The organism is Streptomyces rishiriensis, from assembly GCF_003112535.1.
Lineage (GTDB): Bacteria > Actinomycetota > Actinomycetes > Streptomycetales > Streptomycetaceae > Streptomyces > Streptomyces rishiriensis.
This window is the reverse complement of the sequence record NZ_BEWA01000003.1, coordinates 268950-294065: the sequence shown is the minus strand read 5'-3', so window position 1 is coordinate 294065 and position 25116 is coordinate 268950. Positions and strand designations below refer to the sequence as shown.

The 25116-nt window shown below is 70.9% G+C and carries 19 protein-coding genes; 5 read left to right on the top strand and 14 right to left on the bottom strand.

The genetic code is table 11. The features are described from left to right. Positions 1–71 precede the first annotated feature (71 nt). From pgi to uvrC, 12 genes are all read right to left on the bottom strand, one after another. Positions 72–1721, bottom strand: coding sequence for a glucose-6-phosphate isomerase (pgi, locus tag Sri02f_RS06150; RefSeq protein ID WP_109000036.1), 1650 nt, complete (start codon positions 1719–1721; stop codon positions 72–74). Between the two features lie 73 nt (positions 1722–1794). Beyond that, the gene (locus Sri02f_RS06145; protein ID WP_174855594.1) at positions 1795–3063 is read right to left on the bottom strand and encodes an MFS transporter; all 1269 of its coding nucleotides are present in this window, start codon (positions 3061–3063) and stop codon (positions 1795–1797) included. A 155-nt stretch (positions 3064–3218) separates the two neighbouring features. Beyond that, positions 3219–3554 carry an RNA polymerase-binding protein RbpA gene (locus tag Sri02f_RS06140; protein ID WP_010352468.1) on the bottom strand — a complete coding sequence of 112 codons (336 nt, stop codon included), beginning with the start codon at positions 3552–3554 and terminating at the stop codon, positions 3219–3221. 211 nt (positions 3555–3765) lie between these two features. Then, positions 3766–4002 carry a preprotein translocase subunit SecG gene (secG, locus tag Sri02f_RS06135; RefSeq protein ID WP_174855593.1) on the bottom strand — a complete coding sequence of 79 codons (237 nt, stop codon included), beginning with the start codon at positions 4000–4002 and terminating at the stop codon, positions 3766–3768. Between the two features lie 177 nt (positions 4003–4179). Then, positions 4180–4956 carry a triose-phosphate isomerase gene (gene tpiA / locus Sri02f_RS06130; RefSeq protein WP_109000033.1) on the bottom strand — a complete coding sequence of 259 codons (777 nt, stop codon included), beginning with the start codon at positions 4954–4956 and terminating at the stop codon, positions 4180–4182. A 6-nt stretch (positions 4957–4962) separates the two neighbouring features. Continuing rightward, positions 4963–6174: a phosphoglycerate kinase gene (locus Sri02f_RS06125; RefSeq protein WP_109000032.1), complete on the bottom strand. Its 1212-nt coding sequence runs from the start codon at positions 6172–6174 to the stop codon at positions 4963–4965. A 163-nt stretch (positions 6175–6337) separates the two neighbouring features. Continuing rightward, positions 6338–7348 (bottom strand): type I glyceraldehyde-3-phosphate dehydrogenase, encoded by a 1011-nt coding sequence (gene gap, locus Sri02f_RS06120; RefSeq protein WP_109000031.1) that lies wholly within the window; start codon positions 7346–7348, stop codon positions 6338–6340. Between the two features lie 231 nt (positions 7349–7579). After that, a complete protein-coding gene (locus Sri02f_RS06115) occupies positions 7580–10534 on the bottom strand; it encodes a M14 family metallopeptidase (protein WP_109000030.1) in 2955 nt (984 codons plus the stop codon). Between the two features lie 145 nt (positions 10535–10679). Further along, a complete protein-coding gene (gene whiA / locus Sri02f_RS06110; RefSeq protein ID WP_109000029.1) occupies positions 10680–11669 on the bottom strand; it encodes a DNA-binding protein WhiA in 990 nt (329 codons plus the stop codon). Continuing rightward, positions 11660–12727: a gluconeogenesis factor YvcK family protein gene (locus Sri02f_RS06105; RefSeq protein WP_109000028.1), complete on the bottom strand. Its 1068-nt coding sequence runs from the start codon at positions 12725–12727 to the stop codon at positions 11660–11662. The genes whiA and Sri02f_RS06105 overlap by 10 nt, the downstream gene beginning before the upstream one ends. Beyond that, complete coding sequence (gene rapZ / locus Sri02f_RS06100) at positions 12724–13791, bottom strand: RNase adapter RapZ (protein WP_109000027.1); 1068 nt, start codon at positions 13789–13791, stop codon at positions 12724–12726. Before rapZ ends, Sri02f_RS06105 begins: the two co-directional genes overlap by 4 nt. Further along, positions 13788–15995: an excinuclease ABC subunit UvrC gene (uvrC, locus tag Sri02f_RS06095; protein WP_109000026.1), complete on the bottom strand. Its 2208-nt coding sequence runs from the start codon at positions 15993–15995 to the stop codon at positions 13788–13790. Before uvrC ends, rapZ begins: the two co-directional genes overlap by 4 nt. 309 nt (positions 15996–16304) lie before the next feature. Between uvrC and Sri02f_RS06090 the strand changes: the two genes are divergently transcribed. The 3 genes from Sri02f_RS06090 (at position 16305) to Sri02f_RS06080 (ending at position 19283) form a co-directional block, all read left to right on the top strand. Continuing rightward, entirely contained in the window at positions 16305–17297 is a 993-nt protein-coding gene (locus Sri02f_RS06090; RefSeq protein ID WP_109000025.1) for a hypothetical protein, read from the top strand. A 366-nt stretch (positions 17298–17663) separates the two neighbouring features. Next, positions 17664–18584 (top strand): carbohydrate kinase family protein, encoded by a 921-nt coding sequence (locus tag Sri02f_RS06085; RefSeq protein ID WP_109000024.1) that lies wholly within the window; start codon positions 17664–17666, stop codon positions 18582–18584. 189 nt (positions 18585–18773) lie between these two features. Next, positions 18774–19283 (top strand): hypothetical protein, encoded by a 510-nt coding sequence (locus Sri02f_RS06080; protein WP_109000023.1) that lies wholly within the window; start codon positions 18774–18776, stop codon positions 19281–19283. On the opposite strand, the gene Sri02f_RS06075 is transcribed toward Sri02f_RS06080, so the two are convergent. Beyond that, a complete protein-coding gene (locus Sri02f_RS06075) occupies positions 19278–20153 on the bottom strand; it encodes an IS5 family transposase (protein WP_109000022.1) in 876 nt (291 codons plus the stop codon). The genes Sri02f_RS06080 and Sri02f_RS06075 overlap by 6 nt on opposite strands. Positions 20154–20286: 133 nt before the next feature. Beyond that, a complete protein-coding gene (gene uvrA, locus Sri02f_RS06070) occupies positions 20287–23355 on the bottom strand; it encodes an excinuclease ABC subunit UvrA (RefSeq protein ID WP_109000021.1) in 3069 nt (1022 codons plus the stop codon). 234 nt (positions 23356–23589) lie between these two features. On the opposite strand from uvrA, the gene Sri02f_RS06065 reads away from it, so the two are divergent. Together Sri02f_RS06065 and Sri02f_RS06060 are read left to right on the top strand one after the other, a co-directional pair. Then, positions 23590–24276, top strand: a complete 687-nt coding sequence (locus Sri02f_RS06065) for a maleylpyruvate isomerase family mycothiol-dependent enzyme (RefSeq protein ID WP_109000212.1) — start codon at positions 23590–23592, stop codon at positions 24274–24276. Positions 24277–24285: 9 nt separating this feature from the next. Further along, on the top strand, positions 24286–24942 hold the full coding sequence (locus Sri02f_RS06060) for an MBL fold metallo-hydrolase (RefSeq protein ID WP_109000020.1): 657 nt from the start codon (positions 24286–24288) through the stop codon (positions 24940–24942). Positions 24943–25116: the final 174 nt, after the last annotated feature.

The window sequence follows — 25116 nt, the reverse complement described above, 5'->3', positions numbered from 1 at the left end:
CGCGCCGCCCGAGCCGGCGGATCCGCACTGCGCCCGCCCTCCCTTGAGCCGGCTTCCTCCGCCCGGTCCCGCTACCGGCCGCGCAGTTCCCGGTACTTGGCGACCAGGGCCCGGGTGGAGGCGTCCAGTCCGGGCACCTGCACCCCCTCGGTGAGCGCGGGTTCGACGCGCTTGGCGAGGACCTTGCCGAGCTCCACGCCCCACTGGTCGAAGGAGTCGATGTTCCACACCGCGCCCTGCACGAACACCTTGTGCTCGTAGAGCGCGACGAGCTGACCGAGGACCGAGGGCGTCAGCTCACGGGCGAGGATCGTGGTCGTGGGGCGGTCGCCCTTGAACGTCCTGTGGGCCACCAGCTCCTCCGGCACGCCCTCCGCGCGCACCTCCTGCGGTGTCTTGCCGAAGGCCAGCGCCTGCGTCTGGGCGAAGAAGTTGGCCATCAGCAGGTCGTGCTGCGCGCGGAGTTCGCCGCCGAGCCCGGCGAGCGGCTCGGCGAAGCCGATGAAGTCGGCCGGGATGAGCTTCGTGCCCTGGTGGATCAACTGGTAGTAGGCGTGCTGCCCGTTGGTGCCCGGCGTGCCCCAGACGACGGGGCCGGTCTGCCACTCCACCGGCTTGCCGTCGCGGCCGACGGACTTGCCGTTGGACTCCATGTCCAGCTGCTGGAGGTAGGCGGTGAACTTGGACAGGTAGTGGCTGTAGGGCAGCACGGCATGCGACTGGGCGTCATGGAAGTTGCCGTACCAGATGCCGAGCAGACCCAGCAGCAGGGGGACGTTGGACTCGGGGGGCGCGGTCCGGAAGTGCTCGTCGACCAGGTGGAAGCCGTCGAGCATCTCGCGGAAGCGGTCCGGCCCGACGGCGATCATCAGGGAGAGGCCGATGGCCGAGTCGAAGGAGTAGCGGCCGCCGACCCAGTCCCAGAACTCGAACATGTTGGCGGTGTCGATGCCGAATTCGGCGACCTTCCCGGCATTGGTCGACAGGGCGACGAAGTGCCGGGCGACGGCCGCCTCCTCGCCCAGCGCGTCCAGCAGCCAGGTGCGGGCCGAGGTGGCGTTGGTGATCGTCTCGATGGTGGTGAACGTCTTGGAGGCGATGATGAACAGCGTCTCGGCCGGGTCCAGGTCGCGGGTGGCCTCGTGCAGGTCGGCGCCGTCCACGTTGGACACGAAGCGGACCGTGAGGTCGCGGTCGGTGTAGCCGCGCAGCGCCTCGTAGGCCATGGCCGGGCCCAGGTCGGAGCCGCCGATGCCGATGTTGACGACGTTGCGGATGCGCCGCCCGGTGTGGCCGGTCCAGGCGCCGGAGCGGACGCGCCCGGCGAAGTCGGCCATCTTGTCCAGCACGGCGTGCACCGCCGGGACGACGTTCTCCCCGTCGACCTCGATCACCGCGTCGCGCGGGGCGCGCAGGGCGGTGTGCAGCACGGCCCGGTCCTCGGTGACGTTGATCTTCTCGCCGCGGAACATGGCGTCCCTGAGGCCGAAGACGTCCGCGGCGGCGGCCAGCTCCCGCAAGAGCCGCAGCGTCTCGCCGGTGACGAGATGCTTGGAGTAGTCGATGTGCAGGTCGCCGACCTGCAGTGTGTATTCGGCGGCGCGCCCGGGGTCGGCGTCGAACAGCTCGCGCAGCCGCACCTCTTGGAGCTTCGCGCGGTGTTCGGCCAGCGCGGTCCACTCGGGCGTCTGGTCGAGCCTCGTACGGCCGTCTGCGTTCATCTCGGACTTCAGCCCTTCCTCACCTGTCCGTGCTGCCTCGCACGGCTTGCCCCGCCGGTCCCAACCTAGTTGATCAGGGGGCGACGCGAGCTGTCGCGGCGCCGTCCCGCGGCACACCGACAGGTACGTCCGCCCGGCCCGCGGGTATCAACGCGACGACGGCGAACGCGAAGAGCAGGGCCGCGAGCAGCGCGGGCGCGTTCAGGCCGAAGGCCTGGGCCGCCGCTCCGCCGAGGAGTGCTCCCGTCGGGGCGCCGGAGGTGGAGGCCGTCCGGAACGCGGAGGAGATGCGGCCCACCATGACCGCCGGACTGCGCTGCTGCATCAGCGTGGTCTGGTTGACGTTCCACACCATGCCCATGGAGCCGAGCAGCAGCATGCCCGCGAACAGGGCGGCCAGGTGCTGGACGGCGCCCATGAGCAGCAGCGACGCCGTCTGGACCGTCCCGGCGAGCAGCAGGGACCGGGCCCGGCCGACGCGGTGTGCGACCCGCTGGGCGAGGAGGCCTCCGGCGAGGCTGCCGAGCGCGTACACCGTCATCGCGGCGGCGAAGCCGGCGTCGCCCGCGTGCAGCCAGCGCGTCACGTGCAGCACCAGGGTGGCGATCAGGGCGCCCATGCCGATGTTGCACAGCAGGGTGGCCAGGCAGACCGGTCGCAGGACGCGGTCGCGCCACAGATGACGCAGACCGTCGCCGATCTCGGCGCGCAGCGTGCTGCCCGCCGGGCGCGGCTCCCGTTCGGGCGGCCGCACCCGCAGGGACGCCACCAGCGCCGCGGCCAGCAGATAGGTGACCGCGTCGGCCGCGAACGGCACGGCCGCCCCGATGCCGAGCAGCAGCGGCACCACGGGGCCGGCCAGCAGTCCGCCCGCGAGCTGCTGGCCGGTCATCAGACGGGCGTTGGCCCCGCCGAGGGCCTCCGCGTCCACCAGGGAGGGCAGCAGAGCCGTGGACGCGTTGTCGAAGAGGGTCTGCAGCGCGGTCAGCAGGAAGGCCAGGGCCAGCAGGAGCGGGACGGAGGCGTGGCCCAGGCCCACGGCGAGCGCGAAGACGGCGACGAGCAGAGCGCGCGCGGTGTCCACGGCCCACATCGCGCGCCGCTGGTCGACCCGGTCGGCGAGGGCTCCGCCGAGCAGCCCGAACAGCAGCCAGGGAAGGTAGGAGCAGGCGGTGACAGAGGCGATGACCACAGGGTCGTCCGTGAGCCGCACGGCGAGCAGGGGCAGCGCGGTGGTGCGCAGCGCGTCCCCGAAGCGCGAGATCACCGCGGCGCTCCACAGCCGCCCGAACCCCCCGCGCCACACGGGCGCGCGCACTCCTGTGGTACCCACCGTCGCCACAACTCCCCCTCACGGCTGACCGGTTCACCGCAGACACGGGAACCGCTGGGAAAACCGTAGAGGGCGCCACTGACAATCGGCCCGCGGACGAGCGGCCGTCCGGGCCCCGAACGAGTGCGGCCAGGCTCCCTGAGGCGCCCGGCCGGTCCCGACTTCTAGATCTCGCCCCGCAGTTTGGCGAGCGCCTCGGCGAGGATCGCCTCGCCGTCCGCGTCGCTGCGCCGCTCCCGCACATAGGCGAGGTGCGTCTTGTAGGGCTCGGTGCGGGGCGGGGCCGGGGGGTTGTCCCGGTCCTGTCCGGCCGGGAACCCGCAGCGGGGGCAGTCCCAGGTGTCGGGGACCTGCGCGTCGCTGGCGAAGCTGGGCTGCGTCTCGTGTCCGTTGGAGCACCAGAAGGAGATGCGCAGGCGGGGCGCGGACTCGCCCCGCTCGGCCTCGCCCATCGGCCCCGCCCCGACCCGGCTTCCTCGGATCGCGTTGCCACTTGCCACGGTCGTAACTCCCTGCGTGATGGTGCCGCGAAGCGAGTCGGCGTTTCGCTCCGCTGCGAGCGCCTCAGTCTACGTAAGGCCCAACGCGCGTCCAGTGATTGGAGTTACAGCTTCCACACCTGGACGCAAGCCCCATGATAGGCCGCGCTCAGCTGCGCGTACCGAACATGGGGCCTTACGTACCGGAATGTGCGTGCCTGTGAGAAGCTGATCAGTTGTTCGTCTTCATCACGATGCAGAGGACGATGATGCAGGTGAACCACAGCAGACCGATGACGACGGTGATGCGGTCGAGGTTGCGCTCGGCGACCGAGGAGCCGCCGACGGAGGACTGCATGCCGCCGCCGAACATGTCGGAGAGACCGCCGCCCTTCCCCTTGTGCATCAGCACCAGCAGCATCAGCAGCAGGCTGAAGACGATCAGGGCGATCGAGAACCCCAAAACCACGGCTGGACCAACTTCCTCGGATTCGGATGACGACTGGGACGAACGGTGCGGACAACGGGGGCACAGCGTCGTTGTCCAGGTGCGGCTCCGCCGCGTGGCGCTGTGCCCCCGCAAGGGTACGACGGATCGCCGCTACCGCATACTCACAGCTCGGATCACCGGAGGTTCACCGCCGGATCACTGATCGCGGAAACGCACGATCTTGACGAACTCGTCGGCGTCCAGCGAGGCGCCGCCGACCAGCGCGCCGTCGATGTCGGCCTGCGCCATGATCTCGGCGACGTTGCCGGACTTCACGGAGCCGCCGTACTGGATGCGGACCTTGTCGGCCAGCTCCTGGGTGTACAGCTCGGCGATCTTGGCGCGGACGGCGGCGCAGACCTCCTGCGCGTCCTCGGCGCCGCAGACCTTGCCGGTGCCGATGGCCCAGACGGGCTCGTAGGCGATCACGACCGTCTCGGCCTGCTCGGCCGGCAGGTCCTTCAGACCGCCCTCGACCTGGGCGAGGGTGTGGGAGACGTGGTTGCCCGCCTCGCGGACGTCCAGCTCCTCGCCCACGCACAGGATCGGGGTCAGACCGTGCTTGTAGGCGGCCTTGACCTTGGCGTTCACCAGCTCGTCGGTCTCGTTGTGGTACTGGCGGCGCTCGGAGTGGCCGATCGCCACGAACGTGCACTTCAGCTTGGCGAGCATGGCGCCCGAGATCTCGCCGGTGTAGGCGCCGGAGTCATGCGCCGAGATGTCCTGGGCGCCGTACTTGATCTTGAGCTTGTCGCCGTCGACCAGGGTCTGCACGGAGCGCAGGTCGGTGAACGGCGGAAGGACGGCGACCTCGACGGCCTCGTAGTCCTTGTCGGCCAGGGCGAAGGCGAGCTTCTGGACGTGGGCGATGGCCTCGAGGTGGTTGAGGTTCATCTTCCAGTTGCCCGCCATCAGCGGCGTACGAGTGGTCATGCGGGGTCAGTCCTCCAGTGCGGCGAGGCCGGGGAGCGTCTTGCCCTCGAGGTATTCGAGGGAGGCGCCGCCGCCGGTCGAGATGTGGCCGAATGCGTTCTCGTCGAAGCCCAGGAGGCGGACGGCCGCGGCGGAGTCGCCGCCGCCGACGACCGTGAAGGCCGGGGAGTCGAGGAGTGCCTGGGCGACCGCCTTGGTGCCCTCGGCGTAGTCGGGGTGCTCGAAGACGCCCATGGGACCGTTCCAGAAGACGGTGGCGGCGTCGGCGAGCTTCGAGGCGTACAGCTTGCGGGTCTCGGGACCGATGTCCAGGCCCAGCTGGTCGCCGGGGATGGCGTCCGCGGCGACGGTGTTCGGGTGCGCCGGCGCCTTGGTCTTCAGGTCCGGGAACTCGGTGGACGTCAGCACGTCGACCGGGAGCACCAGCTCGACGCCGGTCTTCTCGGCGCGCTCGATGTACTCCTGGACGACCGGGAGCTGGTCCTCCTGCAGGAGCGAGGCGCCCACCTCGTATCCCTTGGCCTTCAGGAAGGTGAAGAGCATGCCGCCGCCGATGAGGAGGCGGTCCGCCTTGCCGAGCAGCTGGTCGATGACGGCGAGCTTGTCGGAGACCTTGGACCCGCCGAGGGCGACGACGTAGGGCCGCTCGACGTCCTCGGTGAGCTTCTTCAGGACGCCGACCTCGGTGGCGATCAGGAAGCCGGCCGCGTGCGGCAGCCGGGACGGGAGGTCGTAGACCGACGCGTGCTTGCGGTGCACCGCGCCGAAGCCGTCGCCGACGTAGACGTCCGCGAGCTCGGCGAGCCGGTCGGCGAATTCGCCGCGCTCGGCGTCGTCCTTGCTGGTCTCCCCCGCGTTGAAGCGCAGGTTCTCGATGACGGCGACCTCGCCGTCGGCCAGGGACGCGACCGTCGACCGCGCGGACTCGCCGACCGTGTCGGTCGCGAAGGCCACGGGGGCGGCGAGCAGCTCGCCCAGCCGGGAAGCGGCGGGGGCGAGGGAGAACGCCGGGTCCGGGGCGCCCTTGGGGCGGCCCAGGTGCGAGGCGACGACCACCTTGGCGCCCGCGTCGACGAGGGCCCTGACGGTGGGCAGGACGGCGCGGATCCGGCCGTCGTCGGTGATGGCGCCGCCGTCGAGCGGCACGTTGAGGTCGGCGCGGACGAAGACCCGCTTGCCTGCGACGCCTTCGGCGAGAAGTTCGTCGATCGTCTTCATTACGGGGACTCCTGAGGAGGGCTCGTGGTGCTCGTGGTGCTCGTGATCGCTCGTGATCGCTCGTGATCGTGAGAGGGCTGATCGGTACGTGACGCAGGGCTCGGGCGGCGCGTCCCTGCGCCGCCCGAGCCCTGCGCTCACATCGAGGTGCCTGATCCGTGGATCAGAGCCGGCCGCCGACGAAGACCGTCAGGTCCACGAGGCGGTTGGAGTAGCCCCACTCGTTGTCGTACCAGCCGAGGATCTTCACCGAGTTGCCCTCCTGGACCATGGTCAGGGAGGAGTCGAAGGTGCAGGAGGCCGGGTCGCCCACGATGTCCGAGGAGACGATCGGGTCCTCGGTGTAGGCCAGGTAGCCCTTGAGGTCGCCGTCCTCGGAGGCCTTCTTGAACGCGGCGTTGACCTCGTCCTTGGTGACCTCGCGCTGGAGCGTCACGACCAGGTCGGTGGCCGAGCCGGTGGGAACCGGGACGCGCATCGCGATGCCGTCGAGCTTGCCCTTGAGCTGCGGCAGGACCAGCGCGGTGGCCTTCGCGGCGCCCGTGGTGGTCGGGATGATGTTCTCGGCGGCGGCGCGGGCGCGGCGCAGGTCCGAGTGCGGGAAGTCCAGGATGCGCTGGTCGTTGGTGTACGCGTGGACCGTCGTCATCAGACCCTTGACGATGCCGAAGTTCTCGTCGAGGACCTTGGCCATCGGCGCCACACAGTTGGTGGTGCAGGAGGCGTTGGAGATGACGTGGTGGTTCGCCGGGTCGTACTTGTCCTGGTTGACGCCCATCACGATGGTGATGTCCTCGTCCTTGGCCGGAGCCGAGATCAGGACCTTCTTGGCGCCGCCCGCGATGTGCTTCTCGGCGTCGGCCTTCTTGGTGAAGATGCCGGTCGACTCGATGACGATGTCGACGCCGAGGTCGCCCCACGGGATGTCGGCGGGGTTGCGCTCGGACAGCACCTTGATGGTGCGGCCGTCCACGGTGATCGTGTCCGCCGTGTGCGACACCTCGGCCTTGAGACGGCCGAGGATGGTGTCGTACTTCAGCAGGTGGGCGGTGGTCGCGGTGTCACCAAGGTCGTTGACAGCCACGATCTCGATGTCAGCACCCTGCTCCAGCAGCGCGCGGAAGTAGTTACGACCGATGCGGCCAAAGCCGTTGATGCCTACGCGGATCGTCACGAACCGATCTCCTCGTTGGTACGCCGGCCCATGCAGTGCCGGCGAGCTGTATTTGGGATGTCCCCGACCACCACCGACCCTACCTCTCCGAGGCCGCCGGAGTGACATCGAGTTCGCCCATACACGGCACGGCGGTCCGTACCCGCCAGTAGGGGTACGGACCGCCCGGGCCGGACGGGCCCGATCACTCGATTCGGTCACGAACCTTCACGCCGAGTTGACTTCGGCGTGTCAGCCCTCAAGTGAGTCGAGCGCCTTGCCGATGAGCGCCTTGCGCTCGGCCGCCGAGGCGAGATGCTCCAGGCCGAAGCCCAGCAGCACCGTGTCGTCGGTGGTGACCGCGCCGTAGGTCCGGAAGAGCACGCCGGTGCGCGTCCAGTCCTTCAGCACGGCCGGGCTGCCCGCCGGCGGACCGCTCGCCCGCCACGCGCCCAGCGACGTCTCGAAGCCCTCGGTCTCGGTGGCGCCGCCGCCGACGACGAGCGAGGCGTCGTCCGCGAGGACGCCGTGGCCCCCGGTGCCGGGGTCGGTGACATAGGCGATCGAGACCTCGACCTTCTTGCCCGCGTACGCGCTGAGGTCGAAGTTCACCTGCTGCCAGCCGCTGGACGCCCCGGTGAGCGCGTTCCATGATCCGGTGGAGCCGGTCGCCGTGCAGCCGCCGGACGCGAGGGTGAGGTAGTGCCGCAGCCAGGGGTGCTCGCCGACGTAGAAGCCGCCCCCGCACTCCGCGGGCACGGCGGTGCCGGTGGCGCCGCCGGCCTCGGGGAGCGTGGTCCAGTCGTCGCCGCCGACCGTGTGGATCTCGACGATGGCGTTGTCGTAGCCGGGCTCGGTGTCCCACAGCAGCCGGGTGCGCAGCGCGGGCTTGCTCGCCGCTCCGACACCGCTGAGGTCGATGGTGCGGGTGAGGCGCTTATAGGCGTCGTCGGTGTGCACGGCCGCGGCCATGTAGGAGCCGGCGTACGGCCCGTAGGGGTTGACCGTCCCGGCGAACTGGCCCGCGCCGGAGCTGGCGAACTGCGGGAACGCGGCGGCCGGCAGCTCCTCGGAGGTGACCCCGTAGGTGCCGGCCTTGTCCAGCGGGTTGCCGGCGGCGGCCCCGAGCGCCCCGGTGAAGCCGCCCAGCTCACCCGAACCGGTGAAGCCGGTGGCGCCGGGGGTGGACGTACGGGAGTAGGCGCCCAGGTAGTACTGGCTGAAGTCGTTCGACGGGGTGCCGTCGGCGAGGGAGACGTTGCCGCCGGCCAGCTCGCCCGCCTCGATCAGCTTGCCGCCCTCGTTGAGGAAGGCCCGCAGTTCGAGCTGGGTCGGGTTGCCCGGGGCGCTCGCGCCCGTGTAGTGGACGACCGTGCCGAAGTGGCTCAGCACGCCGAGCGCGTCGGGCGCGCCCTGGGTGGCGACGTCCCAGACGACGGCCCTGCGGCCGTTGGCCTTCAGCGCGTCCACGTAGGTCTTCGCCTGCGTGGCGGCCGCGCCCTCCTCGGCCACGACGAGCGTGTCGGCCCGGGGCCGCTGGGCGACCGTGTAGGTGAAGTGCGAGCTGGAGACCTTCTTGCCGGCCTTGGTCTCGCCGGTGAACCACACCTCGACCTTGTCGCCCGGCTTGCCGTCCCGCACGGCGGCCCGGTACTCGTCGTAGTAGAGGTTGTCGTGCCCGCCGTAGGTCTCGCCGCCCTTCCAGGCCCTGAGCGCCCGGTCCCGCGTGCGGCCGCCGTTGACGCGGTACTTGAGCTCCTTGTCGCGGATCGCCTTCCGTACGACGACGGAGACCTCCTGGGCGGCGCCGCGCGCGTACGAGGTGGTGAACGGCGCCGGGGTGAAGTCGGCGGCGGACAGGCCGACCGAGGACTTCGGCTGGTCGGGGTGGGCGACGGACTCGGCGACGGAGAGCGCGAAGGGGACGTTCTTGGCGAACTCGCCCTGGATCAGCTTCTCGTCGTCCGGGAAGTTGAAGACCGACTGGCAGTCGGCCGCGTTCCACCGGTCGTTCGGGTCGAGGTTCGACGCGGTCTGGCAGGTCGACATCTCCGGGGTGAACATCCCCATGCCGTTGACGTTCCCCGCGTGGCCGTCGGCCTCGCCGTTGGTGGTGTAGAGCTCCGAGGAGACCTGCGGGTGGTAGCCCGGCACCGCGGAGTGGTCGGGGGTGCCGGCGAGCGCCTTGTAGGCGACGTCGTCCGGGGTGTCGGTGGCGACCTGCCAGCCGACGCCGTAGAGCAGCAGCTCGGCGGCCGAGTGGTAGTTGATGCCGTACGTGAAGCCGATCCGCTTCTCGAAGGCGTCGAGCGCCCTGGTCTCGGGCTCGGAGGCGGGGCTCGCGCCGCGGTAGGTCTCGCTGGTCGGGTTGGGCGACGAACCCTCGTTGTCGTAGCCCCACTTGTAGGCGAAGTTGCGGTTGAGGTCGACGCCGTCGCCGGCGGAGATCGCGCCGTCGCCGTTGACGTCCCGCAGGTTCTTGCGCCAGAGCCGGTTGGCGGGGTCCTGGAAGGTGTAGTCGTAGCCGTCGGGGTTGGCCGACAGGACGAACCACAGCTCGCTGGTGTCGACGATCTTCCTGACGCGCCGGTCGGTCCGGTAGTTGTCCAGGTAGTAGTGCATCAGCCGCCGGGTCATCTCCGGGGTGATCCACTCGCGCGCGTGCTGGTTGGACAGGTACAGCACCGAGGGCTTCGCGCCGTCCTTCGACTTCTTCGCGTTCGTGGTCAGTTTGAGCGCGAGGATGTCCTGGCCGCGGACGGTTCTGCCGATGGAGACGACCTTGGTGAGGCCCGGGTTCTGCTGGGCGGTGCGCAGGATCTCCTCCTTGAGGCCGCCGCTGCCGCCGTAGGGGCGGAACACTCCGCCGGCGGCCGCGTCCAGGCGGTGCTCCGCCGTGGCCGTCAGGGTGTGCTCGGTGAGGTGGACGCCCTGCTTGCCGAGCTTCTTCGCCTGCTTGTCGGTGAGGTAGACCTCGACCGTCGCGGTGCCCTTGCGGGGAACCTGCGCGCTGAGTTCCTGACCGTCCTGGCCGGCCGCCAGCAGCAGGGGTACCTGCTGCTGGGTGACGTCGGCGCGGAAGACCTTCACCTCGTCGGCGTCGGACTTCGGTGTGGCGCCGGGCTGCGCCTGGGCGACGGGTGCGAGTGCCGCTCCACCGAGCAGCAGCGCGCCGACAGCGAGGATCGATCTCGCTCTTCGTCTCATGAACCCCCCTTGCCTGAGTTCGCCCCAGCAGCGAACCCTGCCAGGCTCATGACAGTTCATGATCCAGTCAAGAGCGCCTCGACGTCACGGAAAACGCCGGTGGCGTCGCCCGATCGGGCGACGCCACCGGCGTTCTGAAGAAGCGTCAGCCGACCAGGTTGTCGGCGAGTTCGTCGCTGAGGTTGGCGTCCGTGCCCGGGATGCCGAGGTCGGAGGCGCGCTTGTCGGCCATCGCCAGCAGCCGGCGGATCCGGCCGGCGACCGCGTCCTTCGTCAGCGGCGGGTCGGCGAGCGCGCCCAGCTCCTCCAGGGAGGCCTGCTTGTGGTCCATGCGCAGCCGGCCGGCCGCCGCGAGATGCTCGGGCACCTCGTCCGCGAGGATCTCCAGAGCGCGCTGGACGCGGGCTCCGGCGGCGACGGCCGCGCGCGCCGAGCGGCGCAGATTGGCGTCGTCGAAGTTCGCGAGCCGGTTCGCCGTGGCACGCACCTCGCGGCGCATCCGGCGCTCCTCCCAGGCCAGCACCGACTCGTGCGCGCCCAGCCGGGTGAGGAGCGCGCCGATCGCGTCGCCGTCGCGGACGACGACCCGGTCGACCCCCCGCACCTCGCGGGCCTTCGCCGCGATGGACAGCCGGCGTGCCGCGCCGACCAGCGCGAGCGCGGCCTCCGGGCCGGGGCAGGTCACCTCGAGGGAGGACGAGCGGCCCGGCTCGGTGAGCGAGCCGTGCGCCAGGAAGGCGCCGCGCCAGGCCGCCTCCGCGTCACAGGTCGCGCCGGAGACCACCTGCGGGGGCAGGCCCCGGATCGGGCGGCCACGGCCGTCCACGAGACCCGTCTGCCGGGCCAGCTGGTCACCGCCCGCGACCACGCGCACCACATAGCGCGAGCCGCGGCGGATGCCGCTGGGGGCCATCACGATCAGCTCCGAGCCGTGGCCGAAGATCTCCAGGATGTCCCGCTTGAGCCGGCGGGCCGCCATCGCGGTGTCCAGCTCCGCCTCGATCACGATGCGCCCGCTCACCAGGTGGAGGCCGCCGGCGAACCGCAGAAGGGCGGAGACCTCCGCCTTTCTGCAGCAGGTCCGGGTGACGGGGAGCCGGGAGATCTCGTCCTTCACCGCTGCCGTCATCGCCATGGGCCGATCCTTCCATGCATCCGAAAAATACGGTCGTACGCGGCGGCCAACAGCTCCGGGTCGTGCCTCGGGGTTCCGTCGGGCCGGGCCACCGGCGCCAGTTCGACCGCCGCCCCGAACCGTTCGGCGGCTTCGGCCAGCGAGTCGCGGTCGGGCACGGCGGCCTCGTCGGCCAGCACCACGTCCAGGGCGAGTTTAGGGGCGTGTCGTCCCAAAACCTCCAAATGACGCTGCGGGGAGAAGCCATCGGTTTCTCCCGGCTGCGGCGCGAGGTTCAGCGAGAGCACCCGGCGCGCCTTCGTCGCCATGAGGGCGTCCAGCAGATCGGGCACCAGCAGATGCGGCATGACCGAGGAGAACCAGGAGCCGGGCCCGAGCACCACCCAGTCGGCGTCCAGGACGGCGTCGACCGCCTCCGGGACGGCCGGCGGGTCGTGCGGCACCAGGTGCACGGACTGCACCTCGCCGCGCGTCAGCGCCACGGTCGCCTGCCCGCGGACGGTGTCCACGTCGTCCGGCCGCAGCGGATCATGGCCCTTGACCAGCGCCTGGAGCTCCAGCGGCACGGCGGACATGGGCAGCACCCGCCCCTGCGCGCCGAGCAGCTTGCCGACCAGGTCCAGCGCCTGGACGTGGTCGCCGAGCTGCTCCCACAGGGCGACGATCAGCAGGTTGCCGACGGCGTGCCCGTTGATCTCGCCCTGCGACTGGAAGCGGTGCTGGATGACCCGGGCCCAGGTCTGGCCCCAGTCGTCGTCGCCGCACAGCGCGGCCAGCGCCTTGCGCAGGTCGCCCGGGGGCAGCACGCCCAGCTCGTCGCGCAGGCGGCCGCTGGAGCCGCCGTCGTCGGCCACCGTGACGACCCCGGTGAGGTCGCCGGTGATCCGGCGCAGCGCGGTGAGCGAGGCGGACAGGCCCATGCCGCCGCCCAGGGCGACGACCTTGGGCTGGGTGCCGCGGCGGCGTGGTTTGCCGCCGCGGGCCTCGACCGGCCGGCTCACGCGCCCGTCGGGCGTGGTCCTGCGCAGACGGCCGAGCCGTGGAGAACGTCCTGTCATTCCCGTCCCATGTCCCGGTGCACGACCACCGTCTCCACGCCCTCGGCCGCGAGGCGCGCGGCGAGCTTCTCCGACATGGCCACCGAGCGGTGCTTGCCGCCGGTACAGCCCACCGCGATGGTCACATAGCGCTTGCCCTCCCGGCGGTAGCCCGCGGCGACCAGCTGGAGGAGCTCCGCGTACCGGTCGAGGAACTCCTTCGCGCCGGGCTGGTTGAGGACGTACGCGGAGACCTCCTCGTTGAGGCCGGTGTAGGGGCGCAGTTCCGGGACCCAGTGCGGGTTGGGCAGGAAGCGCATGTCGACCACCAGGTCGGCGTCGACCGGCAGGCCGTACTTGAAGCCGAACGACATGACGGTGGCCCGCAGCTCGGGCTCCTCCTCGCCGGCGAACCGGGCGTCCATCTTGGCCCGCAGCTCGTGCACGTTCAGGCTGGAGGTGTCGATCACCAGGTCGGCGTCTCCGCGCAGCTCGCGCAGGAGTTCGCGCTCGGCGGCGATGCCGTCGACGATGCGGCCGTCGCCCTGGAGGGGGTGCGGCCGGCGCACGGACTCGAAGCGGCGCACCAGGGCGTCGTCGGAGGACTCGAGGAAGACGATGCGCCGGGTGACGCTCTTCGACTCGAGGTCGGCGAGGGAATCGCGGAGGTTGTCGAAGAAGCGCCGCCCGCGGACGTCGACGACGACCGCGATGCGGGCCACGTTGCCCTGGGAGCGGGCGCCGAGCTCCACCATGGTGGGGATCAGGGCGGGCGGGAGGTTGTCGACCACGAACCAGCCGAGGTCCTCCAGACACTTGGCCGCCGTCGAGCGGCCGGCTCCGGACATGCCGGAGATGATCACCAGCTCGGGGATGGCCGCGTCGGGGATCCCGGGCGGCGTGACGTCCGTACTCACCTGTGCTCCGTCTTCGTGGCGTGCTTCTTGCCCTGGGCTGCCGGCGACCGCGGGGAGCGGTGCGGCAGCCTCGCCGGGCCCTTGGGGGTCGGGCCGGGAATCGGCTGTGGGCACAGTAGTGGGCGTCTGTTCCGGCTGGGCCGTGGGGTGTGCGTCGTGCTCGTTCATGTCTCCTGCCCCCGTCGTTCCTCCGGGGCGCCCGACGTCACGGGGGCTCCGGGGGAACCCGTCGTGGTGTCGGGTTCCTCATCATCAATGATCTCTCCCGTCGCCGTGTTCACGGCGGGGGCGGGCGGCGCCGCCTCGGCGAGGGCCGCGGCGATGGTCTCCGCCGTCTTGCGGCCTATGCCCGGAACCTCGCAGATCTGCTCGACGGTGGCGGCGCGCAGCCTCTTCACCGAGCCGAAATGCTTGATCAGCGCTTGCTTCCGCGTCTCGCCGAGACCGGGCACCTCGTCCAGCGGGCCGGCACGGAAGCGCTTGGCCCGCTTGGTGCGCTGGTAGGTGATCGCGAAGCGGTGCGCCTCGTCGCGGACGCGCTGCAGCAGATAGAGGCCCTCGCTGCTGCGCGGCAGGACGACCGGATCGTCGTCGTCCGGCAGCCAGACCTCCTCCAGCCGCTTGGCCAGACCGCAGACGGCGATGTCGTCGATGCCCAGCTCGTCCAGCGCCCTCCTGGCGGCGGCGACCTGCGGCTGCCCGCCGTCGACGACGACGAGCTGGGGCGGGTAGGCGAAGCGCTTGGGACGGCCGTCGTCGTCCTTGAGGCTGCTGGTGAGGGGCGCTTCGCCGGCGTCGGCGAGAACCGCCGCGGTGCCGTCGGCGAGGACCGCGGGCGTGCCGTCGGCGAGAACCGCCTCGGTCCGGCCGAGAGCCGTGCGCGTCCCGTCGAGGGCCGTCCCCGTGCCGTCCGGGGCCTTCCCCGTCCCGCCGGCGAGGGCGCCCGCGCCGTCGGTCCACTCGCCCGTCCTCTCCTTCTCGGCGAGGTAGCGCCGGAAGCGGCGGGTGATCACCTCGTGCATGGAGCGGACGTCGTCCTGGCCCTCGAAGCCCTTGATCTGGAAGCGGCGGTACTCGCTCTTGCGCTGCAGACCGTCCTCGAAGACGACCATGGAGGCCACGACGTCGTCGCCCTGGAGGTGGGAGATGTCGTAGCACTCGATCCGCAGCGGGGCGCTGTCCAGGTCCAGGGCCTCGGCGATCTCCTCCAGAGCGCGCGAGCGCGTGGTCAGGTCGGAGGCGCGCCTGGTCTTGTGCAGGACGAGCGCCTGCTGCGCGTTGCGGGCGACGGTCGCCATCAGGTCCTTCTTGTCGCCCCGCTGCGGGATGCGCAGCGACACGTTGGACCCGCGACGCTCGGTGAGCCACTCCTGCACCGGCTCCACCGGGTCGGGCAGCGCGGGGACCAGGACCTCCTTGGGGACGGAGTCGCCGCGCTCCTCGCCGTACAGCTGCTGCAGAGCGTGTTCGACGAGCGCGCCGGTCGTGACGTCCTCGACCTTGTCGGTGACCCAGCCGCGCTGACCGCGCACGCGCCCGCCGCGGACGTGGAAGATCTGGACGGCCGCCTCCAGCTCGTCCTCGGCGACCGCGATCAGGTCGGCGTCGGTCGCGTCGGCGAGCACGACCGCGTTCTTCTCCATGGCCTTCTTCAGCGCCTCGATGTCGTCGCGCAGGCGGGCGGCCCGCTCGTACTCCATCTCCTCGGCCGCCTCCATCATCTGCTTCTCCAGGCGGCGGAGGTAGGTGCCGGTGCGGCCGGCCATGAAGTCGCAGAACTCGTCGGCCAGTTCCCAGTGGTCGTCGGGGGCGATCCGGCCCACACAGGGCGCGGAGCACTTGCCGATGTAGCCGAGCAGGCAGGGGCGGCCGGTGCGGGCGGCGTTCTTGAACACGCCGGCGGAGCAGGTGCGCACGGGGAAGACGCGCAGGAGCAGGTCGACGGTGTCCCGGATCGCCCACGCGTGCGCGTACGGACCGAAATACCTGACGCCCTTCTTCTTGTGGCCGCGCATCACCTGCACGCGCGGGTACTCCTCGTTCATCGTCACCGCGAGGTAGGGGTAGCTCTTGTCGTCGCGGTACTTGACGTTGAACCGGGGGTCGTACTCCTTGATCCAGGAGTACTCCAGCTGGAGCGCCTCGACCTCCGTGGACACCACCGTCCACTCCACCGACGCGGCCGTGGTGACCATCGTGCGGGTGCGTGGGTGCAGGCCTGCCAGGTCCTGGAAGTAGTTCGCCAGGCGCTGGCGCAGGCTCTTCGCCTTTCCGACGTAGATCACCCTGCGGTGCTCGTCGCGGAATCGGTACACCCCCGGAGAGTCCGGGATCTGTCCCGGCTCGGGGCGGTAGCTGGAGGGGTCGGCCATGTCTCACACCCTACTGGCGCGGGGTGACACTCCGGCGGGCCTGTGGACAACGCCCGGCGTCCGCGGCGCGACCTCGCACGAGCGGGATCCGGAGGACGGGGGTCCGCAGGCGTGGACTCGGCCACCCGCACGTGCCACTCGGACCTCAGGTGTTGTCGGGACTAGGTCAACACGCTTCAATGCGGGGGAACTCGGGGCCCTGAAGGCCGCCCTACGGATGTGAAGGAGTTCCGGCGGCCCGGTAAGGGCCCCGACCACCCCACGTACGGTCCGACCAGCCGTCGTGAGCATTCACAGAGAGGCTCCTGCATGCCGCACGCCACACAGCACGCGGACGCCGCCGACGCCGTCGACGCCCTCACCGCGGAACTGGACACGGCCCTGCGGGGCGGGCCCTTCCACGTGGCGCTGCGGGCCGCGATCGCGGCCCGTGGACTGCCGTTGCAGCGTGTCCAGCACCACCTGTCGCGCTACGGGGTCAAGGTCGGCGTGACCAGTCTCAGCTACTGGCAGCAGGGCGCCCGGCGGCCGCAGCGCCCCGAGTCGCTGCGCGCCGTACGCGCGCTGGAGGAGATCCTGCGGCTGCCGGACGAGTCCCTGATCCGGCTGCTCGCCGAGTCGGACGGCGGACACGGGGGGCACCGCGGGGAGGCCGGCACGGCCGGCGGCCGGTCCGCGGGACGTTCCTACCGCTCGCTCCTGCAGGCCTCCGGCGCTCTCGAACAGCTGCTCGGCGAACTGGAGTGCCCACTCGACGGCGGACTGCACACGCTGGGCCACCACGAGCGGGTCCGCATCGGCGCGCGCCGCGAGCTGATGGGACGCGAGTCGCAGCACATCGTGCGCGCCCATCGTGACGGCGTCGACCGGTTCGTGGCCGTCCACCACGGCGACCCGGGGTGCGCACCGGAGGGGATGAAGGTGCACGCCCTGGAGAACTGCCGGGCCGGCCGCGTCCGGCGCCACCACGGCACCGGCGTGCTCGTGGCCGAGCTCCTCTTCGACACCCGCCTGAGGGCCGGGGACACCTTCCTCTTCCGCTACGGCGTCGAGGACGGCACCGGCGGCGCCTCCACCGAGTACGTCCGCGGCTTCGGCGCGGCGGGCGGGCAGTACGCCCTGCAGGTCCGCTTCGACGAGCTCGCCGTGCCCGTGCGCTGCCACCGGTTCACCCAGCACTCGGCCGCGGCCCCGCGCGGCGGCCGCCAGGAACTGCCCCTCAGCGGGCGGCACCGTTCGGTGCACCTCGTCGAGCCACGGGTGCGCTCGGGCATGGTGGGCATCGGGTGGGACTGGGAGTGACCCCCGGCCGTCGGTGAGCGGGCCGCGCTTTCGCGGACCGTCCGCCGCCACGCCCGGCCCGCGCCCAGCCGACCGCTCGTGCCGCTCTGCCAGCCGGGCCCAGCGACCGTCTGCGTCCTCTGCGGACTCCGGCGACCGTGTGCGTCCCGCTGCGGGACTCCGGCGACCGTCATGGGCCTTGGGCGGTGACGGCGACCGCCGGCGCTCCTGGGCGGCGCTCGACACCGGTCTTTTGGGGCGCGGCTGCGAAATGGGATAACTTCCCGGCCGGCGGCTCACCTGCTCCTTCGTCCGCCGCACGTCGTGCGGCTGCCCCGAGAGCAGCGCTCCGAGCGGTCGCAGACAGCCAGAGAGAGGAACCGCCCCGTGATCGTCGTCGCCGGTGAGGCCCTGATCGACCTGGTGCCGCAGGGGACGGGCGCCCTCGCGGGGCTGCGGCCGGCGCTCGGCGGCGGGCCGTACAACACGGCGGTCGCTCTGGCCCGTCTCGGCTCCCCCACGGCCTTCGCCTCCCGCGTCTCGCGGGACGCCTTCGGAGAGGCGCTGCTGGACAGGCTGCGGGAAGCCGGCGTGGACCTGTCCGCGGTGCAGCGCGGCGCCGAGCCGACCACGCTCGCGGTCGCCTCTGTCGACGGGAACGGTTCGGCCGCCTACTCCTTCTACGTCGATGGCACCGCCGACCGGCTGTTCGCGGCCCCGGACGCGCTGCCCGCGGGGACCCGCGCGGTGTCCTTCGGCACCTGCTCGCTCGTGCTGGAGCCGGGCGCGAGCGCGTACGAGGAGTTGATGCGCACCGCCGCGTCGCAGGGCCTGTTCACCGCGCTGGACCCGAACATCCGCGCCGGGCTGATACCGGACGCCGACGCGTATCGCGCCCGCTTCAAGAGCTGGCTGCCCTCGGTGTCGCTGCTGAAGCTCTCCGAGGAGGACGCCGCGTGGCTCGGCGGCACACCGCACGAGTGGCTGTCCGCAGGCCCCTCGGCCGTCGTGATCACCCAGGGCGGCGCCGGACTGACCGCGTTCACCCGCGACGGCGCCGTGTACTCGGTGCCGGGCGAGCACGTGGACGTCGTGGACACCATCGGTGCCGGGGACACCGTGAACGCGGCTCTGCTGCACGGGCTTTCGGCACGGGACGCGCTGTCCCCGGCCGCGCCGGCGGCTCTGGGCCCCACCGGCTGGCACGAGCTGCTGCGGTTCGCGGCGCGCGCCGCGGCGATCACCTGCTCCCGGGCGGGCGCGGAACCGCCGTACGCCGCCGAACTGGGGGCGCGCGGGAGCTTCTAGGCCGTGTATCGAAAACGCTGTTCGCGGTGCTCATCGGTGGCTGCGGACGGCGCTGGATGCACGAGCCGGGGGTGGTACGCGACATCCCTTCAGTCGCGTATTTGAACACGTTCAACAAGTCTGACAAGGTATCCCTCCATGGCCCGCTCCTATCAGTTGGCCGAGACGGGCTGAGGGCGGGAGGTCCTGGTGGCGGGCGGAAGCAGGCTGTGTGCGTGGGGGGCGGCCGTCGGTGGCTTGATGGTGGTTTTGGCTGCTCTGACTGCGTGCGCCGGCCCCTATCAGTACTACGAGGGAACAGGGGTCCACGACGCCACGACGACCGAAGTCGCCGGAGGCTGGGAAAACGTCGAGGGGACCCGCGTAGTGCTTCGCAAAGACCGAACGGCTCTCTTCGAAAAGCTCGACGGGCAGGACTTCGACTTCGAGGACGGCTGGCGCCTCTCCGGTACGGGAACTTGGCAACTGACGGACGGCGGCGGCGGACAGGTCGTCCGACTCGCGCTGACTGCCCGGACCCGAGTGGAGAGCCGTTCCCCCGCGACGGCCACTGGCACCTCGCCTCCTGAACCCCCACCGACATACGCGTGGTCCTTCTATGTGGACCGCGATCAGCACGACGAGTTGAAGCTGTTCTTCTTCTACGGCGATCCCGACATCGGGAACACATACGTGATGACGCGTGAGCCAGGGTCATAGCCATTCGTTGATCGCTGCGACCAGCACAGTCGCCTCGTAGCGGACCGCGAGCTTGTCGTAGCGCGTGGCGACAGCGCGGTTCCTCTTGAGACGGTTGATCCCGCACTCGACCGCATGGCGTTCGCGGTAGTCGACCGGGTCGAAGCGCGGCGGCCGGCCGCCGCGGGAGCCGAGCTTCTGGCGGTTGCGGACCTGGTCGGCCTTGTCCGGGATGGTGCAGCGGATACCGCGGCGGCGCAGGTAGGCGCGGTTCTTGCGGGAGGCGTACGCCTTGTCAGCCCGCACGCGATTGGGGCGGACGCGTGGCCGGCCCGGCCCGATGCGGGGCACTCGGACCTTCTCCAGCACGGGTTCGAACTGCGGCGAGTCCCCGCGCTGCCCGGCGGTCACCACGATCGACATGGGCTTCTGGCCCTGCTCGACGGCCAGGTGCAGCTTGGTGGTGAACCCGCCGCGCGAGCGTCCCAGCCCGTGATCACCGGGCTCGGTAAACACGCCGCCCGGCGGTTCCTTCTGCAGGCCGCCCTCTTTCCGGGCCCCAGCCGCATGCTGATGAGCACGGCACACCGTGGAGTCGACGCTCAGGTCCCACGTGATAGCACCTTCCGCGTCGGCCAGGGACTGAAGACGGGTGAGGATCCGGTGCCAGGTGCCGGCCCGCTGCCATCTGCGGAACAGGTCGTAGATCCGGCCCCACGGCCCGTACTCGACGGGCACGTCCCGCCACGGAACGCCGGTCCGGACCCGGAACCGTATGCCGTCGATCAACTGCCGCCGAGGCCAGACCGGCGGCCGCCCCGCCCTGGCACCGTTCGGCAACAGCGGCTCCAGCACCGCCCACTGTTCGTCCGTGAGATCTCCCCGCCCCATGAACCGTGATCATTCACAGCCCAAGATCCACTTTCGATACACGGCCTAGCGGCCGCGTAGGCAGCGGCAGCCGACGCAAGCGGGCGGCGCCTCACGGGGAGTTCCCGTGCAGCGCCGCCCGTTGTGCGTGCCCTCAGGCCTTGCGGGCCCGCGTCGTCTTCTTCGCGGGGGTCGCCTTGGCCGTCTCGGCGGCCTTCTTCGCCGTCGCGGTCTTGGCGGTCGTCGCCGTCTTCGCGGTCGCCGTCTTGGCCGTCGCCGTCTTGCGCGTGGAGGTCTTCGCCGCGACCGTCTTCCTGGCGGCGGCCGTCTTCTTCGCCGCCGCCCGGCGCGGGGCCGGGACGGACGCCGCGTCGCTGATGCGGTCGGAGTCGAGGATCTCGCGCAGGAACTTGCCGGTGTGGCTGGTCGACACTCCGGCCACCTCCTCCGGCGTGCCCTCGGCGATGACGAGACCGCCGCCCGCGCCGCCCTCCGGGCCCATGTCGATCACCCAGTCGGCGGTCTTGATCACGTCGAGGTTGTGCTCGATGACGATGACCGTGTTGCCCTTGTCGACAAGGCCGGAGAGCACCTTGAGGAGCTTGCTGATGTCCTCGAAGTGCAGGCCCGTGGTCGGCTCGTCCAGGACGTAGACCGTGCGGCCGGTGGAGCGCTTCTGCAGCTCGCTGGCGAGCTTCACGCGCTGGGCCTCGCCTCCGGACAGGGTGGTCGCGGCCTGGCCGAGCCGGACGTAGCCGAGGCCGACGTCCTTCAGGGTGTTGAGGTGCCGGGCGATCGAGGGGACGGCCTCGAAGAAGCCCGTCGCCTCCTCGATCGGCATGTTCAGGACCTCGGCGATGGACTTGCCCTTGTAGTGGACCTCCAGGGTCTCCCGGTTGTAGCGGGCGCCGTGGCAGACCTCGCACGGGACGTAGACGTCCGGGAGGAAGTTCATCTCGATCTTGATCGTGCCGTCGCCCGCGCAGTTCTCGCAGCGGCCGCCCTTGACGTTGAAGGAGAAGCGGCCGGGCAGGTAGCCGCGGACCTTCGCCTCGGTCGTCTCCGCGAACAGCTTGCGGACGTGGTCGAAGACACCGGTGTACGTGGCCGGGTTGGAGCGCGGGGTGCGGCCGATGGGCGACTGGTCGACGTGCACGACCTTGTCGACGAGGTCGTCGCCCTCCACGCGCGTGTGCCGCCCCGGGACGTTCCTCGCGCCGTTCAGCTCACGGGCCAGGTGCGTGTACAGGATGTCGTTGACCAGCGTGGACTTGCCCGAACCGGACACGCCGGTGACCGCGGTGAACACGCCCAGCGGGAAGGACACGTCGATGTCCTGCAGGTTGTTCTCGCGGGCGCCGTGCACGGTGAGCCGGCGGGAGGGATCCTGCGGGCGCCGGATGTCGGGCAGCGGGATCGCCTTCTTGCCGGACAGGTACTGCCCGGTCTGCGACTCGTCGTTGGCGAGCAGCTCCTTCAGGGAGCCGCTGTGCACGACCTTGCCGCCGTGCTCGCCGGCCCCGGGGCCGATGTCGACGATCCAGTCGGCGACCTTGATGGTGTCCTCGTCGTGCTCGACGACGATGAGCGTGTTGCCCATGTCGCGCAGCCGGACGAGGGTCTCGATCAGCCGGTGGTTGTCGCGCTGGTGCAGGCCGATGGACGGCTCGTCGAGGACATACAGGACCCCGACGAGGCCGGAGCCGATCTGGGTGGCCAGCCGGATGCGCTGGGCCTCGCCGCCGGAGAGCGTGCCGGCGGCGCGGTTGAGCGAGAGGTAGTCCAGGCCGACGTCGACCAGGAACCGCAGCCGCTCGTTGACCTCCTTCAGGACCCGCTCGGCGATCTTCTTGTCACGGGCGTCGAGCTTGAGCTCGCGCAGGAAGTCCGCGCAGTCGCTGATGGACATGCCGGAGACCTCGGCGATGGACTTGCCCATGACGGTGACCGCGAGGACGAGCGGCTTCAGACGGGTGCCCTGGCAGGTGGGACAGGGCACCTCGCGCATGTAGCCCTCGAAGCGCTCCCGGCCGGCGTCGCTCTCGGACTCGCTGTGCCGGCGCTTCACGAACGGCACGGCACCCTCGAACGGGGTCGTGTAGACCCGCTCGCGGCCGTACCGGTTGCGGTAGCGGACCTCGATCTGCGTCTTGTGGCCGTACAGCAGTGCCTTGCGGGCCCGCTGCGGCAGACCGGCGAAGGGGATGTCCGTGCGGAACCCGAGGGCGCCGGCGAGCGCGCCGATCAGACGGCTGAAGTAGTCCTTGGTGTGGCCGTGCGACCAGGGGTGGATGGCGCCCTCGTCCAGGGACTTGTCCTCGTCCGGGACGATCAGTTCGGGGTCGACCTCCATGCGCGTGCCGATGCCGGTGCACTCGGGGCAGGCGCCGAAGGGCGAGTTGAACGAGAAGGAGCGGGGCTCCAGCTCCTCGAAGGACAGGTCGTCGTAGGGGCAGTACAGGTGCTCCGAGTACATGCGCTCGCGCTCGGGGTCGTCCTCGGGGAGGTCGACGAAGTCGAGCACGACCATGCCGCCGGACAGCCCGAGGGCGGTCTCCACGGAGTCGGTGAGACGACGCTTGGCGGTGTCCTTCACCGTGAGGCGGTCGATGACCACCTCGATGGTGTGCTTCTCCTGCTTCTTCAGGGCGGGCGCGCTGGACAGCTGCACCGTCTCGCCGTCCACCCGGGCGCGGCTGTAGCCCTTGGTCTGGAGGTCGGCGAACAGGTCGACGAACTCCCCCTTGCGCTCGCGCACCAGCGGCGACAGCACCTGGAAGCGGCTGCCCTCGGGCAGCTCCAGCACCTTGTCGACGATGGCCTGCGGCGACTGGCGGGTGATCGGCCGGCCGCACTCGGGGCAGTGCGGCTTGCCGATGCGGGCGAAGAGCAGCCGGAGGTAGTCGTAGACCTCGGTGATGGTGCCGACCGTGGAGCGCGGATTGCGCGAGGTCGACTTCTGGTCGATCGAGACGGCCGGGGAGAGGCCCTCGATGAAGTCGACGTCCGGCTTGTCCATCTGGCCGAGGAACTGGCGGGCGTACGAGGAGAGCGACTCGACGTAGCGCCGCTGACCCTCGGCGAAGATGGTGTCGAAGGCCAGCGAGGACTTGCCCGACCCCGACAGGCCCGTGAAGACGATGAGCGAGTCGCGTGGCAGGTCGAGCGAGACATTCTTGAGGTTGTGCTCGCGCGCGCCACGGACGATGAGACGGTCGGCCACGCCGGTCCGCACCTTTCTTGAGAGAAGTGACAGGGGCGAGGCCCCCGTCTTTTCCAGACTAGGGGGAGCCACTGACAACGCCGGTCGGGACGGATCCCGGATTCACCGGTTCACAACAATCCCCGGCCTTCCAGCATGCCCGACGCCGCCACCGACCTTATAGCACGTGCATTCGATTTGCGGGCTCCGTCGGCCACCTTCACCCGAAGGGGTGGTGGGGCTAGGGTCATGACCATGATTGATCACGCTCATGACCTGGAGTCTGTACGTGAGGCGACCGAGCGGCTCCTCAGCGCAGTCGCCGAACTGGACAACGCGTCCGCGGCCCGGCCGTCACGCCTGCCCGGCTGGAGCCGTGGCCATGTCCTGGCTCACATCGCCCGCAACGCCGACGCGCTCGTGAACGTCCTCGAAGGCCGTCCCATGTACGCCGACGCCCACGTCCGCGACGCGGACATCGAGCGCGACGCCCCGCGTCCGCTGGAGGTCCAGCTCGCGGACGTACGGGAGAGCGCGGCCCGCTTCCAGGCGGCGGGGGCGGCGCCCGCGGACTGGTCGCGCACGGTGGAGCTGCGCAACGGGGTCGTCGACGCGGCGGCCCGGGTGCCCTTCCGCCGGTGGGCGGAGGTCGAGCTGCACCACGTGGACCTCGGCATCGGCCATGAGCTGGAGGACCTGCCCGAGGAGTTCACCGAGCGGGAGATCGAGTTCCTCGCCGACCGCTTCGAGGGGCATCCCGAGGTACCGCCGACCCGCGTGACCGACGGCACACGCGCGTGGCACACCGGCCGGAAGGCCGAGGGACCCGAGGTGACCGTCACAGGCGCCCCCGCGGACCTCCTGGGCTGGCTCTCGGGGCGCCGCGACGGATCCGGGCTGGCGGTCGACGGTGGGCCGCTGCCGGCTCTCCCCCCGCTATAGGCTGCGGTCATGACGTACAGCGGACAGGTGACGGTCGGCGGCCCGGCGGACGTGCACGAGCTCAAGGACCTGATGATCACCAAGATCGCGGTCGGCCCGATGAACAACAACGCCTATCTGCTGCGCTGCCGGGCCACGGACGAGCAGCTGCTGATCGACGCGGCGAACGACGCGCACGCCCTGCTCGGCACGATCGGCGACGACGGCATCGCGTCCGTCGTCACCACCCACCGGCACGGCGACCACTGGCAGGCGCTCGCCGAGGTCGTGGCGGCCACGCACGCGCGTACCTACGCCGGCCGCGAGGACGCCGAGGGCATCCCGGTGCCGACCGACGTCCTCGTCGACGACGGCGACGTCATCCGGCTGGGGAACGTGGAGCTCACCGCGCGCCATCTGGTCGGGCACACGCCCGGCTCGATCGCCCTGATCTACGACGACCCGCACGGCCATCCCCACGTGTTCACCGGCGACTGCCTGTTCCCCGGAGGCGTGGGCAACACCCGCAAGGACCCCGAGGCGTTCGCCCGTCTGATCCACGACGTCGAGACGAAGATCTTCGACGTCCTGCCGGACGAGACCTGGGTCTACCCGGGACACGGCGACGACACCTCCCTGGGCGCCGAGCGGCCACACCTTCCGGAGTGGCACGCGCGCGGATGGTGAGGTCCGTCCGGGCAGGTCTCGGGGCGCGCGTTGTCCAACGCGCGCCCCGTGTGAACGGCACGCACGCGCCGACCCCCTGAGCGCGCTCCCGGCGCACGTGGTGGCGCGGTCAACTGGTGGCAGCCCCGCGCGGGATGAAGGCTCCGGCGCGGAAGGGGCCGCCGGCCAACGATC

What these genes read in the sequence shown, in the direction of transcription:
- pgi (WP_109000036.1), bottom strand. Translation starts at nt 1,721, where the DNA reads ATGAACGCAGACGGCCGTACGAGGCTCGACCAGACGCCCGAGTGGACC.
- tpiA (WP_109000033.1), bottom strand. Translation starts at nt 4,956, where the DNA reads ATGACCACTCGTACGCCGCTGATGGCGGGCAACTGGAAGATGAACCTC.
- Sri02f_RS06125 (WP_109000032.1), bottom strand. Translation starts at nt 6,174, where the DNA reads ATGAAGACGATCGACGAACTTCTCGCCGAAGGCGTCGCAGGCAAGCGG.
- Sri02f_RS06115 (WP_109000030.1), bottom strand. Translation starts at nt 10,534, where the DNA reads ATGAGACGAAGAGCGAGATCGATCCTCGCTGTCGGCGCGCTGCTGCTC.
- whiA (WP_109000029.1), bottom strand. Translation starts at nt 11,669, where the DNA reads ATGGCGATGACGGCAGCGGTGAAGGACGAGATCTCCCGGCTCCCCGTC.
- Sri02f_RS06105 (WP_109000028.1), bottom strand. Translation starts at nt 12,727, where the DNA reads ATGACAGGACGTTCTCCACGGCTCGGCCGTCTGCGCAGGACCACGCCC.
- rapZ (WP_109000027.1), bottom strand. Translation starts at nt 13,791, where the DNA reads ATGAACGAGCACGACGCACACCCCACGGCCCAGCCGGAACAGACGCCC.
- uvrC (WP_109000026.1), bottom strand. Translation starts at nt 15,995, where the DNA reads ATGGCCGACCCCTCCAGCTACCGCCCCGAGCCGGGACAGATCCCGGAC.
- Sri02f_RS06090 (WP_109000025.1), top strand. Translation starts at nt 16,305, where the DNA reads ATGCCGCACGCCACACAGCACGCGGACGCCGCCGACGCCGTCGACGCC.
- Sri02f_RS06075 (WP_109000022.1), bottom strand. Translation starts at nt 20,153, where the DNA reads ATGGGGCGGGGAGATCTCACGGACGAACAGTGGGCGGTGCTGGAGCCG.
- Sri02f_RS06065 (WP_109000212.1), top strand. Translation starts at nt 23,590, where the DNA reads ATGATTGATCACGCTCATGACCTGGAGTCTGTACGTGAGGCGACCGAG.
- Sri02f_RS06060 (WP_109000020.1), top strand. Translation starts at nt 24,286, where the DNA reads ATGACGTACAGCGGACAGGTGACGGTCGGCGGCCCGGCGGACGTGCAC.